Origin of the sequence: Bacillus sp. FSL W8-0629, assembly GCF_038593225.1 — a bacterium.
GTDB lineage: Bacteria > Bacillota > Bacilli > Bacillales > Bacillaceae > Bacillus > Bacillus altitudinis.
In genome coordinates, this window is the sequence record NZ_CP151975.1 from 1467669 (window position 1) to 1482532 (window position 14864).

Sequence of the window (14864 nt, forward strand, 5' to 3'; positions counted from 1 at the left end):
CGACACCATAGATGATGATAAAAAGGAGGTTTCTTATGAGTAATTTGGCTTACCAAAGAGAAGTAAAGCAACATCAAACCGAGCAACAAGGTCAATCGGTTGTGATTAGAAGAAGAGGTTCTATTACACTTGGTGAAAAAATCTTACTTGTCATGTTTGTCATGGCTCTCATGTGCAGCTCGATCCTCATCATTTCGAAAGCCTTTGCTGTTTATCACGCAAATATCGAAGTGCAGAAACTAGAACAGCAAGTGTCTTTAGAATCGAAAAAGATCACTGAACTGCAAAAGCAAAAAGATTTACTAAGTGAACCAGAGAGAATCATTGAAGCCGCTAAAAAAGCAGGCTTAAGCATGTCGAAAGATGTTAAGAAGGTCGATTAACATGGCGATGCCTAAAAAGAATAAAATGATGAACAGAGGCGCGGCAATTGCGAGTATTTGCTTCGCCCTGTTTTTCTTTATCATCCTTGCACGTTTTATTTATATTCAGATTACGGGAACCGTCGATGGACAAGTGTTAGCTGCAAAAGCCAATGAACAATATCAATCGAAAAAAACACTTGAAGCCAAAAGAGGGTCCATTTTAGACAGAAACGGAAATGTGATTGCAGAAGATACATCTGTGTATAAACTGATTGCGATCATGAGCAAGAAAATGACGGTCGATCCAAAGCATCCGATGCATGTCGTTGACAAAGAAAAGACAGCAAAAGAGCTGTCAAAAGTCATTGATATGAGTGAGAGTGAAATTTTAAAGCGTCTGAATACAAAAGATGCGTTCCAAGTCGAGTTTGGTAAAGCCGGAAAGGATATTAGTTTTTCAACTAAGGAAAAAATTGAAAAGCTAAAACTTCCTGGGATCGCCTTTGAAAAAGATACAAAGAGGTATTATCCAAACGGCATGTTCGCTTCGAACTTAATCGGTTATGCTAGATTAGATGAAGCCACCAAGGACATGTCAGGCGCAATGGGTCTAGAAAAGGCTCTGAATAAATATTTAAAAGAAAAAGATGGCTATGTAACGTATAACAGCGACAGAAGCGGATGGGCACTTCCGAATAGTAAAGAAGACATCGTTGCCCCGAAAGACGGGAAAAACGTCACACTGACCATCGACCAAAAAATTCAAGCATTTCTTGAAGAAAGTATGACGCAGGTCGCTAAAAAATATAAGCCGAAGAAAATCATTGCGACAGTCGTTGATCCGAAAACTGGAAGAGTTCTTGCAATGGGACAGCGGCCAAGCTTTAATTTAAATGAACTCGACATTACGAATTATAACAACGATGTCATTTCTTACGCATTTGAACCAGGTTCAACGATGAAAATTTTCACACTTGCTGCTGCTATCCAAGAAGGAGTGTACCAAGGCAGTGACAAGTATCAGTCTGGTACTTATAAAGTAGGCGGCGGTCTTGTAAGAGACCATAACAACGGAAATGGCTGGGGAAAAATTGATTTTCATGAAGGTGTTCTACGTTCTTCAAACGTAGCTTTTGCGAAATTGGCAAAAGAAAAATTAGGTTTCACACGCTATGAACAATACTTGCAAAAATTCCATTTCTATGACAAAACAGGCATAGACTTGCCGAACGAAGCGTCTAGTAAAATCAATTTCAGATACGAATATGACAAAGCATCGACTGCTTATGGTCAGGCGTCCGCGATTACCCCAATTCAGCAAATTGAAGCGGCGACAGCCATTGCAAACGGTGGAACGATGATGAAGCCATATGTAATCGATCATATTACAGACCCGAACACAAACAAAACAATTTTACAGCACGAACCAACAGTAGCAGGAAAACCAATTTCTTCTGATACAGCGAAGCAAGTCCGTGACATTTTAGGTGAGGTCGTTTCCTCAAAAATTGGCACTGGACAGCCATACCAAATCAAAGGTTTTGATGTCGCTGGGAAAACGGGTACAGGACAAATTGGCGGTGCTGGCGGCTACCTTCAAGGGAGAAACGATTACGTCTTTTCATTTATGGGAATGGCACCAAAAGATGATCCGAAGCTGCTCGTTTATGTGGCTGTCCAACAGCCTCAGCTATCTGAAACACAAACAGGCTCTGCCCCTGTTTCAGAAATCTTTAACCCTGTGATGAAAAATAGTTTGCTCTATTTAAATATCGCACCAACAAAAACAGACGATAAAAAATCTGGCAAACAGAAAATAAAACAAGAAACAATGCCGTCATTCCTAGATTTAGAAGTGAAACAGGCAGAAACAGAAGCAAAAAACAAAAAGTTATCACCTGTTGTTATTGGTGACGGTTTATCCATTAAACGCCAATGGCCAAATGCGGGCTCTGAATTCTCTGAAAGCCAGAAAGTCTTTTTGAAAACAGCAGGGAAAACCATTAAAATGCCTGATATGACAGGCTGGTCCAGAAGGGAAGTTCTTCAATATGCGTCTATTTCAGGTGTGCATATTGAAACAAATGGACAGGGATATGCTGTCAAACAAAGCGTGAAAAGTGGAGCAGAGATTTCAGATAAAGTCGTCACAGTGACCTTCAAAAGTCCAAATTAACTTAAAAACCTAGCAAATCATTTGCTAGGTTTTTTTCTTTTGCTTGAGCGATGGACGAGATCGTTCTATAAAAAGACGAGCCTGCATATGATGAAAACAAGCCATATGTAAGGAGTGAACCGGGCGTGCGAGTGTCAAGTGTAACAGTGAGAAAACGATTGCTTTTCGTGCTGCTGTTTGGGGTGATCATTTTTTTCATCATAGATACTAGATTAGGATATGTGCAGTTTATTATGGGCGAGAAGCTGACTAGTTTAGCGAAAGATTCATGGAGCCGTAACCTTCCATTTGAACCAGAACGAGGAGATATTTTGGACCGAAATGGGGTGGAGCTTGCGACGAACAAAAGTGCTCCCTCTATTTTAGTCGTGCCGCGGCAAGTGAAAGACCCAGCAGAAACAAGCAAAAAATTAGCTGCAGTACTGAATATGTCTGAGGAGAAAGCGTACAAGCATGTCACCAAGAAAACGTCTATAGAGCGGATTTCTCCAGAGGGGAGAAAAGTATCTCATGAAAAAGCAAAAGAAGTCAGAGAGCTCGATTTAGATGGAGTCTATGTAGCAGAAGACAGCATCAGACATTACCCGTTTGGAAGTTTCTTATCTCATGTATTAGGTTTTGCTGGAATTGATAATCAAGGCTTACTTGGACTAGAAGCGTACTATGATGATGACCTAAAAGGTGAAAAAGGCTCTGTGAAATTTTATTCTGATGCAAAAGGGCAGAAAATGCCAGATGAAGCAGATGATTATACACCGCCTAAAGATGGGCTTGATATGAAATTAACAGTTGATTCAAAAGTGCAAACCATCATCGAACGAGAACTAGACAATGCCCAGGCAAAATATAACCCAGATGGCATGATTGCCATTGCCATGAATCCGAAAAATGGTGAGGTGCTGGGAATGTCGAGCAGACCTGACTTTGATCCGGCTGACTATCAATCAGTTGATTCAAAAGTATTTAACCGAAACTTACCGGTGTGGAGCACATATGAGCCAGGATCGACGTTTAAAATCATTACACTGGCAGCTGCCCTAGAAGAAAATAAAGTAAATTTAAAACGTGATCAATTCTTTGACAGCGGATCTGTGACAGTGGATGGCGCAAGGCTCAGATGCTGGAAAAAGGGAGGACATGGATCACAGTCGTTTCTAGAAGTGGTACAAAACTCTTGTAACCCAGGATTCGTCGAGCTAGGCGACCGTCTTGGAAAAGATAAATTATTTTCTTATATTAAAAATTTCGGCTTTGGTCAAAAGACAGGCATCGACCTTCAAGGAGAAGGTAGAGGAATTTTGTTCCCGCTTGATCGTGTTGGTCCTGTAGAACAGGCAACAACAGCCTTTGGTCAAGGTGTATCTGTTACGCCGATTCAACAAGTAGCTGCAGTGGCAGCCGCAGTAAATGGAGGAACGCTGTACACGCCGTATATTGCAAAAGAATGGATCGATCCAATTACAAAAGAGGTGGTGAAAAAGCAATCACCAATTGCCAAGAAGAAAGTCATTTCAGCGGAGACGTCTAAAGAAATCAGGTATGCCCTTGAAAGTGTAGTCGCTCAAGGAACTGGCCGGAATGCATTCGTTGAAGGATATCGGGTGGGCGGAAAAACAGGAACAGCACAGAAAGTAAAAGACGGAAAGTACATGGAAAATAACCACATTGTGTCATTTATCGGGTTTGCACCTGCGGATGATCCAAGCATTGTTGTATATGTAGCAGTAGATAACCCAAAAGGCACGATTCAATTTGGTGGGACAGTAGCAGCACCTATTGTGGGCCATATTATGCGAGACAGTCTGCCTGAAATGGGCGTGAAAAAAAGAAAAGGACAAATTGAAAAGAAGTACCAATGGCTGGACACAAAAACCATTGAGGTACCGAATCTTGTAGGAGGATCTGTTTCTGACCTTGAATCACTCCTGATTAATTTAAAGATTGATGCTTCAGGAACTGGCAGTAAAGTGGTGAAGCAATCGCCTGCTGCCGGCACAAAGGTCAAAGAAGGTTCCACGATCCGATTATACTTAAATGATGAATAATAAAGAATGAACAGAGGGTAGCCGCACTCATTCGGCTGCCTCTTTTTGTTGAAAGTGAAGGGTCGCTTTAAAAAAAGAGCATAAAGTGTGTTTTTTCCAAGAGAAACTTAAGGAATACGCTGGATGTATCCTTTTTTTTACGATAAAATATAGACTGTGTGTTTTTTTCAAAAGACATGCACGTGAACGAATTTGAGAGGTTTGATATGAAATGAAATTACAAGAACTCCTTACATACTTTAAAAGTGAAAACAGTGAACTGATAAACGAAAATCCGGAGATTACTTCCATTGAAATGGATTCAAGAGAAGTGAAAAAAGGGAGTCTTTTTGTCTGTATAAAAGGCTATACAGTAGATGGACATGATTACGCTGAAAAAGCTGTGAAAAGCGGGGCTGCAGCGATTGTAGCAGAACACCCACTTCACATAACAGATGTACCAGTCATTATTGTAAAACACTCTCAAAGAGCACTTGCAAGAATGGCAGATGCTTTTTACGAACAGCCAACTCATAAACTCAATCTAATTGGTATTACAGGAACGAACGGGAAAACGTCCACAACACACATGATTGAGCAAATCATGAGAAAAGCCGATAAAAAAACAGGTTTAATCGGTACGATGTATATGAAGGTAAACGATGAAATTCTCGAAGTGAAAAACACAACACCTGAGAGTGTCACCCTTCAGAAGACCTTTAAGCAGATGCTTGATCAAGATGTAGATACGGCCATTATGGAAGTGTCATCACATGCTTTGCATCTTGGGCGTGTTCATGGATGTGATTATGATATTGCCGTCTTTACAAATCTTACCCAAGATCATCTGGACTACCACAACACAATGGAAGAATATAAACATGCAAAAAGCTTGCTCTTTTCCCAGCTCGGAAGTGCCTTTCAGCACGATAAGCCGAAGCATGCCATTTTAAATGCAGATGATGAAGCGTCTAGTTATTTTGAAAAAGTCACAGCTGCTGAAATTATGACGTATGGCTTAGAGCAAGAATCAGATGTAATGGCAAAGAACATTCAAATTAAACCAAAGGGAACACAATTTGATTTGATCACCCCAATCGGCACAAAAAATGTGACGGTTGCCCTTATTGGGAAATTCAATGTGTATAACATTCTAGCAGCTGTATCAGTAGGAATTGTATCAGGCTTAACGTTTGAAACGATCGTTAGTGCCATTGAAGAACTTGAGGGAGTCAAAGGAAGATTCGAACTTGTGAATTTTGATCAAGACTTCCCAGTCATCGTTGATTATGCGCACACACCTGACAGTTTAGAAAATGTACTGACTACGTGTAGAGAATTAACAGAAGGTAGAATTTTCTGTGTAGTTGGCTGCGGGGGCGACCGTGATAAAACCAAGCGCCCTCAGATGGCCCAAATCGCTGTGAAATATGCAGATGAGCCTGTTTTCACATCAGATAATCCAAGAAGTGAAGATCCATCAGCCATTTTGAAAGACATGGAAAATGGCGTGCCAAACGCCTATTATCACAGCTTTGTGAACCGGAAACAGGCCATCTTTTTTGCCATTGCTAATGCAAAAAAGGGCGATACAGTCTTAATAGCTGGAAAAGGCCATGAGACGTACCAAATCATTGGTGATCAAGTCTATGACTTTGATGATGCCAAGGTGGCAGCGGACGCTATTTTAGATCTAAACAAATCTTAAAAATGATGAAAAGAGTGTAATGAAATGAAGCATTTTGTACAAAAACAACATACGAAAGACACGAATGAATATCATAATAATGAATGCTATTTTCTAATGGAAAACGGCTTTGGAAATTCGGAAGGAGTAAAGAACAATGCTTGAACAGGTGATATTGTTTACAATCATAATGGGATTTTTAATCAGTGTTCTTTTATCCCCGATTTTTATTCCGTTTTTAAGAAGACTTAAATTTGGTCAAAGTATTAGAGAAGAAGGACCTCAGTCTCACCAAAAGAAATCTGGTACCCCAACAATGGGCGGAATTATGATTATCTTTTCTATTACAATTACAACGATCGTAATGATTAACAAATTCTCTGAGATTAGTCCAGAAATGTTTTTATTGTTATTTGTCACCCTTGGCTACGGATTATTAGGATTTTTAGATGATTATATTAAAGTAGCGATGAAGCGAAATCTTGGCTTAACATCGAAACAAAAACTGATCGGGCAAATTGTGATTGCTGTGATTTTCTATGCAGTCTTCCATTATTATGAGTTTGCAACGACTATTCGCATTCCAGGAACAGATGTCAGCTTTGACTTAGGATGGGCATACTTTATCCTCGTCGTTTTCATGCTTGTCGGTGGTTCTAATGCGGTAAACCTTACGGATGGACTTGATGGTTTATTATCTGGAACAGCTGCTATTGCATTCGGAGCTTTTGCTATATTGGCTTGGAATCAATCTCAGTATGATGTGGCGATCTTTTCGGTAGCAGTAGCAGGCGCTGTCCTTGGGTTCCTTGTCTTTAATGCGCATCCTGCAAAAGTATTTATGGGTGATACGGGATCGCTTGCTTTAGGCGGTGCCATAGTGGCCATTGCCATTTTAACGAAACTTGAGATTTTACTCGTCATTATTGGAGGAGTATTTGTTGTTGAAACGTTATCCGTTATCCTTCAAGTCATCTCCTTCAAAACAACTGGAAAAAGAATCTTTAAGATGAGCCCGCTTCACCATCACTATGAGTTAGTTGGCTGGTCTGAGTGGAGAGTAGTTGTCACCTTCTGGACAGCTGGTTTATTGCTTGCTGTTTTAGGAATTTACATCGAGGTGTGGTTATAATTGAATAGGATGCAAATGTTAAAAGACGAACATGTACTAGTACTAGGCCTTGCAAAAAGCGGATATGCGGCAGCCTCAATTCTTCACGAGCACGGAATAAACGTGACGGTCAATGACCAAAAAGCTTTTGAAGAAAACGAGCCTGCTCAGTTACTTTCTGAAAAGGGGATTGATGTCATTTGTGGCAGTCATCCTCTTCGTATGTTCGACGATAAAGAAATTACGATTTTAATTAAGAACCCTGGAATTCCTTATGAGAATGTGATGGTTCAAGAGGCGCTTCGCCGAAAAATTCCAGTTTGGACTGAAATAGAATTGGCGTATCATTTGACCTCATCCCCTTTTATTGGGATTACCGGATCAAATGGAAAAACGACCACGACCACTTTGATTTATGAAATGTTGAAAAAAGACAGCCAAAAAACATTGGTAGCAGGTAATATCGGAACGGTCGCAAGTGAAGTTGCCGCGCGTGCAGCGGGCGATGAATGGATCGTAACTGAGCTCTCTTCATTTCAGTTAATGGGAACCGTTGAATTCAGACCTAAAATCAGCTTAATTTTAAATATTTTTGACGCACATTTAGACTATCATCACACGCGTGAAGAATACGAAAAAGCAAAACAGAAAGTGTATGCACATCAACAAGAAGATGACATAGCTGTGGTTAACCTAGATGATCCATCTGTTGTCAAACTAGCAGAAGATTCGAAAGCGCAAAAAGTGTTTTTCTCAGTTAAAGAGCCGGTAGCACATGGAGCGTTTATTAAAGATGGTGCCATCTACTATATGAATGAACATGTCATTGACCTCAAGGATGTTGTTCTTCCTGGTGAGCATAACCAAGAAAATATTCTAGCAGCTATTTGTGTTGTAAAAAATGCAGGCTGCTCAAACGAAGCGATTGCGCAAGTTCTTACTACATTTAGTGGAGTGAAGCATCGTTTGCAATTTGTGGAGACGATTCAAAATAGAAAATTTTATAATGACAGTAAAGCGACCAATATACTGGCAACAAGTAAAGCTTTGTCTGCCTTCAAGCAGCCGACCATTTTACTAGCAGGTGGACTGGATCGTGGCAATGAATTTGATGAATTAAAACCTTTTATGAAGAATGTAAAAGGAATAATTACATTTGGTGAGACTGCGCCTAAGTTTGTGAAGCTTGGTGAAGAGCTGGGAATACATCACGTAAAACATGTCGATAATGTTGAACAAGCAGTACCTGCGGCGTTTAGCATATCTGAAGAAGAAGACGTGATTTTATTGTCTCCAGCTTGTGCAAGTTGGGATCAGCATAAAACATTTGAAGAGCGAGGAGACATGTTTGTAAACGCCGTGCATATGCTTAAATAAGGGCTTGTCTCTCATATGACTGACAGCCCAAATGAAATTATGCTTGGGGTGTCGGTCTCTTGACGAATAAGAAAACTTCTCCGGATTTTTTGCTTGTTGTCATTACGTTACTTTTATTGACGATTGGTTTAATTATGGTGTACAGCGCAAGTGCTGTGTGGGCATCGTATAAATTTGATGATTCGTTTTATTTTGCAAAAAGACAGCTTTTGTTTGCCGGAATCGGAGTTATCGCAATGTTTTTCATTATGCGGGTCGATTATTGGACGTGGCGGACTTGGTCAAAGATACTGATTGCAGTGTGTTTTCTCCTACTCGTGCTTGTCTTGATTCCTGGTATCGGTATGGAGAGAAATGGTTCAAGAAGCTGGATTGGTGTCGGTGCGTTTAGTATTCAGCCATCTGAATTTATGAAGCTTGCGATGATTGCGTTTCTTGCAAAATTCTTATCTGAAAAGCAAAAGAATATCACATCCTTTCGTAAAGGTTTCGCCCCAGCACTAGGCATTGTGTTTTCTGCATTTGCCATCATTATGCTGCAGCCGGACCTAGGTACAGGAACGGTTATGGTTGGAACCTGTATTATTATGATATTTGTTTCAGGTGCGAGAATCGCTCACTTTATCTTTCTCGGTCTTTTAGGGCTTAGCGGATTTGCCGCACTTGTCTTATCAGCACCCTATCGAATAAAACGAATTACATCTTATTTAAATCCTTGGGAGGATCCACTTGGCAGCGGGTTTCAAATTATTCAATCCTTATATGCTGTCGGTCCAGGCGGTCTGTTTGGAATGGGGCTAGGTCAGAGTAGACAAAAATTCTTCTATTTGCCTGAGCCTCAAACAGACTTTATCTTTGCTATTTTGTCTGAAGAACTTGGATTTATAGGTGGATCACTCATTTTGCTGCTCTTTAGTGTTCTATTGTGGAGAGGCATTAGAATAGCCCTCGGTGCACCAGATTTATATGGAAGTTTCTTGGCAGTGGGCATCATCTCAATGGTTGCCATTCAAGTAATGATTAATATCGCAGTTGTCACTGGTCTCATCCCTGTGACGGGCATCACACTCCCATTCATAAGTTATGGCGGTTCATCACTGACATTAATGCTGATGGCAATTGGCGTACTTTTGAATGTAAGCAGGTATGCTAGATATTAATGTGCCGATAGTTCATGAAACCATATAGACTTTTATTTTGCAAAAGTATGAAAAAATGATTTGAAGAGTGAAAATGGCAGTTTCTGTTTCGAAAACATGATGATTAACTCTTCTTTACAGGTTTTGACGGAGCCCTGTTGTTTAAAACAGGGTTTATACTTTGTTCAGAGCAGAAAAAAATTGAGGGGAAATGGTATAATGCGTATAGTTATTAGTGGAGGCGGAACAGGCGGGCATATTTATCCTGCTCTAGCTTTTATTAAAGAAGTGAAAAGACTGCATCCTGATGTGGAATTTTTATATATTGGCACTGAGAATGGGCTTGAAAAGAAAATTGTAGAAAGAGAAAATATCCCTTTTAAATCAATTGAAATTTCAGGTTTTAAAAGAAAGCTTTCCTTTGATAATGTAAAAACAGTGATGAGGTTTCTAAAGGGCGTCCAAAAAAGTAAATCTTATTTAAAAGAATTTAAGCCGGATGCTGTTATTGGAACAGGTGGTTATGTGTGTGGTCCTGTTGTTTATGCTGCGTCTAAGCTAAAAATCCCGACGATCATTCACGAACAAAATAGCCTGCCAGGCATCACAAATAAGTTTCTGGCACGGTATGTGAATAAAGTAGCCATCTGTTTTGAAGAAGCAAAGGAACACTTTCCTTCAGAAAAGGTTGTTTTTACGGGAAACCCAAGAGCCTCTGAAGTCGTCTCTATTAAAGAGGGAAAATCTCTTAAAGAGTTCGGGCTGGATGAGAAGAAAAAAACGGTTCTCATTTTTGGCGGGAGCAGAGGTGCATCTCCAATCAATCAAGCAGTGATTGACATGCAAGATGAATTAAAGGCAAAGAACTATCAGCTTTTATATATTACAGGTGAGGTTCATTATGAAAAAGTGCTGAACGAATTAAAAGAAAAAGGTGAAGCACCGAATATGATCACAAAGCCTTTCTTGCATCAAATGCCGGAGTATTTAAAATCAATTGATGTCATTGTTGCAAGAGCGGGAGCCACAACGATTGCTGAAGTGACGGCACTTGGAATTCCGACCATCTTCATTCCAAGTCCATACGTGACCGCAAATCATCAAGAAATTAACGCAAGATCACTTGAAAAACATGATGCTGCGATCGTTTTAAGAGAATCAGAGCTTTCTGGAGATCGCTTGCTTCATGCAATTGATGAAATTGCTGGTAATGACGAGAAACTACATCAAATGAGCCGTTTAACAAAAGAACTTGGAGTACCAGATGCGGCCACACGTTTATATAATGTGTTAAAAGAAATTACGACTTCATGATGAATGATATGAGGTAAGGCGGAGGGTAATATGGAGAACTTGAAGAATGAATTATTAGAAGCGCAAGTTGGTAAAGTACTTGAAAATGAACCGCTTGCAAATCATACGACAATGAAAATAGGCGGACCGGCCGATCTATTAGTCATCCCTAAAGATATCGATGCTGTCAAAACAATTATGGATCAGGTAAAAAAACATGATACTCAATGGACGGTCATTGGGAGAGGATCCAATTTACTTGTCCTTGATAAAGGAATTCGCGGGGTCGTTTTAAAGCTGGGCGCTGGGCTTGATCACTTAACTGTCAATGATGAAGAGATTACAGTTGGTGGAGGCTATTCAGTTGTAAGACTCGCGACGTCTCTTAGTAAGCAGGGGCTGTCAGGATTGGAATTCGCAGCTGGTATTCCAGGATCTATTGGTGGCGCTGTTTATATGAACGCAGGGGCACATGGATCTGACATTAGCAAGATTCTTGTGAAAGTGAGAGTCTTATTTGAAGATGGAACGATCGAGTGGTTAACTAATGAGCAAATGAATTTTAGCTATCGAACTTCTGTGCTTCAAAAGGAACGCCCTGGAATTGTTCTCGAAGCAGTGTTCAAGCTTAAACAGGACGAACGTGAGAAAATCACAAAGAAAATGCAGCAAAATAAAGATTATCGCAAGGAAACACAACCGTATAATAAACCATGCGCCGGCAGTATTTTCCGAAATCCATTACCTGAATATGCAGGACAGCTTGTAGAAAAGGCGAATTTAAAAGGATATCAGATTGGCGGCGCTAGAATTTCTGATATGCACGGAAACTTTATTGTCAATGCTGGTGGGGCGAAGGCTCAAGATGTGCTCGACTTAATTCAGTACATTCAAAAGAAAATCAAAGATGACTACAATGTAGAGATGCATACAGAAGTAGAAATTATTGGTGAAGCAAATTAAAGGCTACTACTTATGAATGATGGTATCACAGGAAAACAAACGGCATTTTTTCATGCCGTTTGTTTTCTAATCAATATGAGATAAAGAATGATCCAAAGGTGCGGACAAGCAGCTTTGAATGAGGTGAAGAGTATATATGCGGCCTGATCATGAAAATGAAAAGATCGTCAATATAGAAGAGCGAATCCCTAAAATTAAAGAACAAAGGAAGCAGAAAGCGAATCGGAGATTAATCTCTTTTATTCTGCTGTTTTTTATCATGGTTTTAATTATTGTCTATTTGCAAACACCAATCAGTAAAATTTCTTCTTTAACCATTACCGGTAATGAACATGTACCAACAAAACAGCTCGTTAAACTTTCGCAAATTAAAGAAGGCGAGACAGAGTTTTGGAATTTAAATAAAGATATGACAGCAGCCCATATAAAGCAAAATAAATTGATTAAAAGTGTCAGTATCAAAAAACATTTCCCTAATAAGGTCAGTATTGCTGTCAAAGAGTATGCAAATATTGCGTATCTGCAAAAGGGACATTTTTATTATGAACTTCTTGAAAACGGGACGGCTTTGCCAGATGAAGTAACGCCAAGTCACGCAGGACCTATTTTTGTCGATTGGGACAATAAAGAGAAATTGAAGCAAACAGTGAAAGCTCTGAATCAACTGCCGGCTTCTATTCAGGAACTAATCTCAGAAGTATATTACGTACCGACTAGCTCCAATCAGTGGCTCGTTAAATTTTATATGAATGATGGAAACACCGTTATTGCATCAATTAAAACATTCGCAGATAAAATGACGACGTACCCTGCCATTGTCAAAGAGCTTTCGTCCTCTGAGAAAGGTACGATTCATATGGAAGTAGCTACGTATTTTGAAGCTTTTAAATCTAAGAAAAAGGAAGATGAACGTTGAGAGGCAAAACCGTCATATTCTCAATTGTAATGCTTGTTCTTGGATTTCTGATTTCTTTTTCATACCAATATACGAAGCAGCATCGAGCAGATGTCAATCGAACAGAACAATGGAAAAAAGAATATTCTTTGAAAAGTCAGCTAACAAAGCAAGAAAAGGCGAATCAAAAACTTGAAAAAGAACTTTATCGTCTTCAATCAAAGGTCCAAGAAACAGAGTTTGGTTTGAAAAATGAAAAAGAGAAGTATTTTAATGTTTTGGAAGATGTTGAGAAATACAGAATGTTTACAGGAGAAATAGGTGTAAAAGGGAAAGGGGTAAAAGTATCTCTTGAAGATGCATCTTATATCCCGAGTGGACAAAATGTCAATAATTACATTGTGCATGAGAGCCACATTTTCCATGTGATAAACGAACTATTTATATCAGGGGCATCTGCTGTAGCTATAAACGGACAAAGAATCACACACCAATCATACATACATTGTAACGGTCCAGTCGTCACGGTTGATGGTGTTCAACATCCAGCACCATTTGTCATTTCTGCTATTGGAGATCCAGCTGTTTTAATTCCTGCATTAAACATTGCAGGCGGGGTGGTTGATCAGCTGACAAGTGATCATATTTCCATGACGATTGAAAAGAAGGATATTCGTATGAATCCTCTTCTAAGAAACAAAGATTAAATGTGAAAAGGTGAGTGGTGTTGAGGAAAAAGAAGCCATTACTTAGTTTGACAGTCCTGATGGTCATATTTGGCATCATGGTCTCCATCCAGTTTAACTCTCTACAAAAGCCTAAAGTTCGCGATACTCGAGACGTTTGGGAATTAAGAGAGGATTTATCTGCATCTAAAAGTAAAGAACTGGATTTATTGAAAGAAATTGATAAATATGATGAAATGCTAAAAAAGTATGGCAACCAAGAAGATCAATCAAAAGAAGCACAATTAACAAAAACGTTGAAGGATTTGAAAGAAAAGGCTGGTTTTACAGAGGTAACGGGTGAAGGAGTTGAAATAGAAATTACTCAGCTTTTTTCTAAGGAACTTACCGGAGAAGAAGTCAAAAATATACCACCTGATCTTCTAAAAAAATTAATCAACGAAGCCAATATGTTTGGGGCAAAACATATTTCCATTAATGAACACCGGGTGATTAACACCAGTGTTATTCGAGATATTAATGGTACGACGAAAATGGATGGTTACAGCATAGATGGTGATACAGTCACGATTAAGATGGTCAGCGAGCAGGCCGATAAATTATACAGCCGTTTAAATGTATCAGATATTGGTGATTTGTTTGCTCAGGAAAATTTCAGTTTGAGTATTAGACCGCCGAAGAAAAAAATTCATTTAAAAGCATTTGACGGTACAATTCAATTAAATGAATTGAAGCCTCTTGACGATGTAAAGGAGGGAAAATCTTAATGTGGCTTCCTGTACTTGGTTTAATCATAGGAGTTGCGATCGGTTTCTTAACGAATTTTACGATACCGAATGAGTATTCTAACTATCTTTCCCTCGCCGTACTTGCTGCGCTTGATACATTGATTGGTGGAATCAGAGCACATCTGCAAGGAGCATACGATGAACTAGTGTTTGTATCAGGTTTCTTCTTTAATATTATACTCGCAATAAGTTTAGCTTTTCTGGGCGTCCATCTTGGTGTAGACTTGTATTTAGTCGGAATGTTTGCATTCGGTGTTAGATTGTTTCAAAATATCGCCGTTATTCGAAGAATTCTACTAACAAAATGGACAATTTCTAGAGAAAAAAAGAAAAAAAGTGAGTCATAAAAAAGGATATACA

The 14864-nt window shown here is 39.4% G+C and carries 13 protein-coding genes; all 13 read left to right on the plus strand.

Annotated features, from left to right (window positions below; all coding sequences use genetic code 11):
- Positions 1-35 precede the first annotated feature (35 nt).
- The 13 genes from ftsL (at position 36) to NSQ17_RS07590 (ending at position 14851) form a co-directional block, all read left to right on the plus strand.
- Complete coding sequence (gene ftsL, locus NSQ17_RS07530; RefSeq protein ID WP_025207292.1) at positions 36-383, plus strand: cell division protein FtsL; 348 nt, start codon at positions 36-38, stop codon at positions 381-383.
- Positions 384-390: 7 nt separating this feature from the next.
- Entirely contained in the window at positions 391-2541 is a 2151-nt protein-coding gene (locus NSQ17_RS07535) for a penicillin-binding protein (protein WP_024720306.1), read from the plus strand.
- Positions 2542-2666: 125 nt separating this feature from the next.
- Entirely contained in the window at positions 2667-4586 is a 1920-nt protein-coding gene (locus NSQ17_RS07540) for a stage V sporulation protein D (RefSeq protein ID WP_019743279.1), read from the plus strand.
- A gap of 211 nt (positions 4587-4797) precedes the next feature.
- Complete coding sequence (locus NSQ17_RS07545; protein ID WP_039166804.1) at positions 4798-6273, plus strand: UDP-N-acetylmuramoyl-L-alanyl-D-glutamate--2,6-diaminopimelate ligase; 1476 nt, start codon at positions 4798-4800, stop codon at positions 6271-6273.
- 136 nt (positions 6274-6409) lie between these two features.
- Positions 6410-7384 (plus strand): phospho-N-acetylmuramoyl-pentapeptide-transferase, encoded by a 975-nt coding sequence (gene mraY / locus NSQ17_RS07550; protein ID WP_007499771.1) that lies wholly within the window; start codon positions 6410-6412, stop codon positions 7382-7384.
- Positions 7385-8740, plus strand: a complete 1356-nt coding sequence (gene murD, locus NSQ17_RS07555) for a UDP-N-acetylmuramoyl-L-alanine--D-glutamate ligase (RefSeq protein WP_058337373.1) — start codon at positions 7385-7387, stop codon at positions 8738-8740.
- A 59-nt stretch (positions 8741-8799) separates the two neighbouring features.
- Entirely contained in the window at positions 8800-9900 is a 1101-nt protein-coding gene (gene spoVE, locus NSQ17_RS07560) for a stage V sporulation protein E (protein WP_039166797.1), read from the plus strand.
- 198 nt (positions 9901-10098) lie between these two features.
- Complete coding sequence (gene murG, locus NSQ17_RS07565; RefSeq protein ID WP_217967243.1) at positions 10099-11193, plus strand: undecaprenyldiphospho-muramoylpentapeptide beta-N-acetylglucosaminyltransferase; 1095 nt, start codon at positions 10099-10101, stop codon at positions 11191-11193.
- A 30-nt stretch (positions 11194-11223) separates the two neighbouring features.
- A complete protein-coding gene (gene murB, locus NSQ17_RS07570) occupies positions 11224-12135 on the plus strand; it encodes a UDP-N-acetylmuramate dehydrogenase (protein ID WP_058337372.1) in 912 nt (303 codons plus the stop codon).
- Between the two features lie 136 nt (positions 12136-12271).
- Positions 12272-13051: a cell division protein FtsQ/DivIB gene (locus NSQ17_RS07575; RefSeq protein ID WP_058337371.1), complete on the plus strand. Its 780-nt coding sequence runs from the start codon at positions 12272-12274 to the stop codon at positions 13049-13051.
- Positions 13048-13737 (plus strand): DUF881 domain-containing protein, encoded by a 690-nt coding sequence (locus NSQ17_RS07580; protein WP_024720312.1) that lies wholly within the window; start codon positions 13048-13050, stop codon positions 13735-13737. The genes NSQ17_RS07575 and NSQ17_RS07580 overlap by 4 nt, the downstream gene beginning before the upstream one ends.
- 20 nt (positions 13738-13757) lie before the next feature.
- Positions 13758-14483, plus strand: a complete 726-nt coding sequence (locus NSQ17_RS07585) for a DUF881 domain-containing protein (RefSeq protein WP_007499758.1) — start codon at positions 13758-13760, stop codon at positions 14481-14483.
- Entirely contained in the window at positions 14483-14851 is a 369-nt protein-coding gene (locus tag NSQ17_RS07590) for a small basic family protein (protein WP_003210988.1), read from the plus strand. Before NSQ17_RS07585 ends, NSQ17_RS07590 begins: the two co-directional genes overlap by 1 nt.
- The last annotated feature ends 13 nt before the right edge of the window (positions 14852-14864 follow it).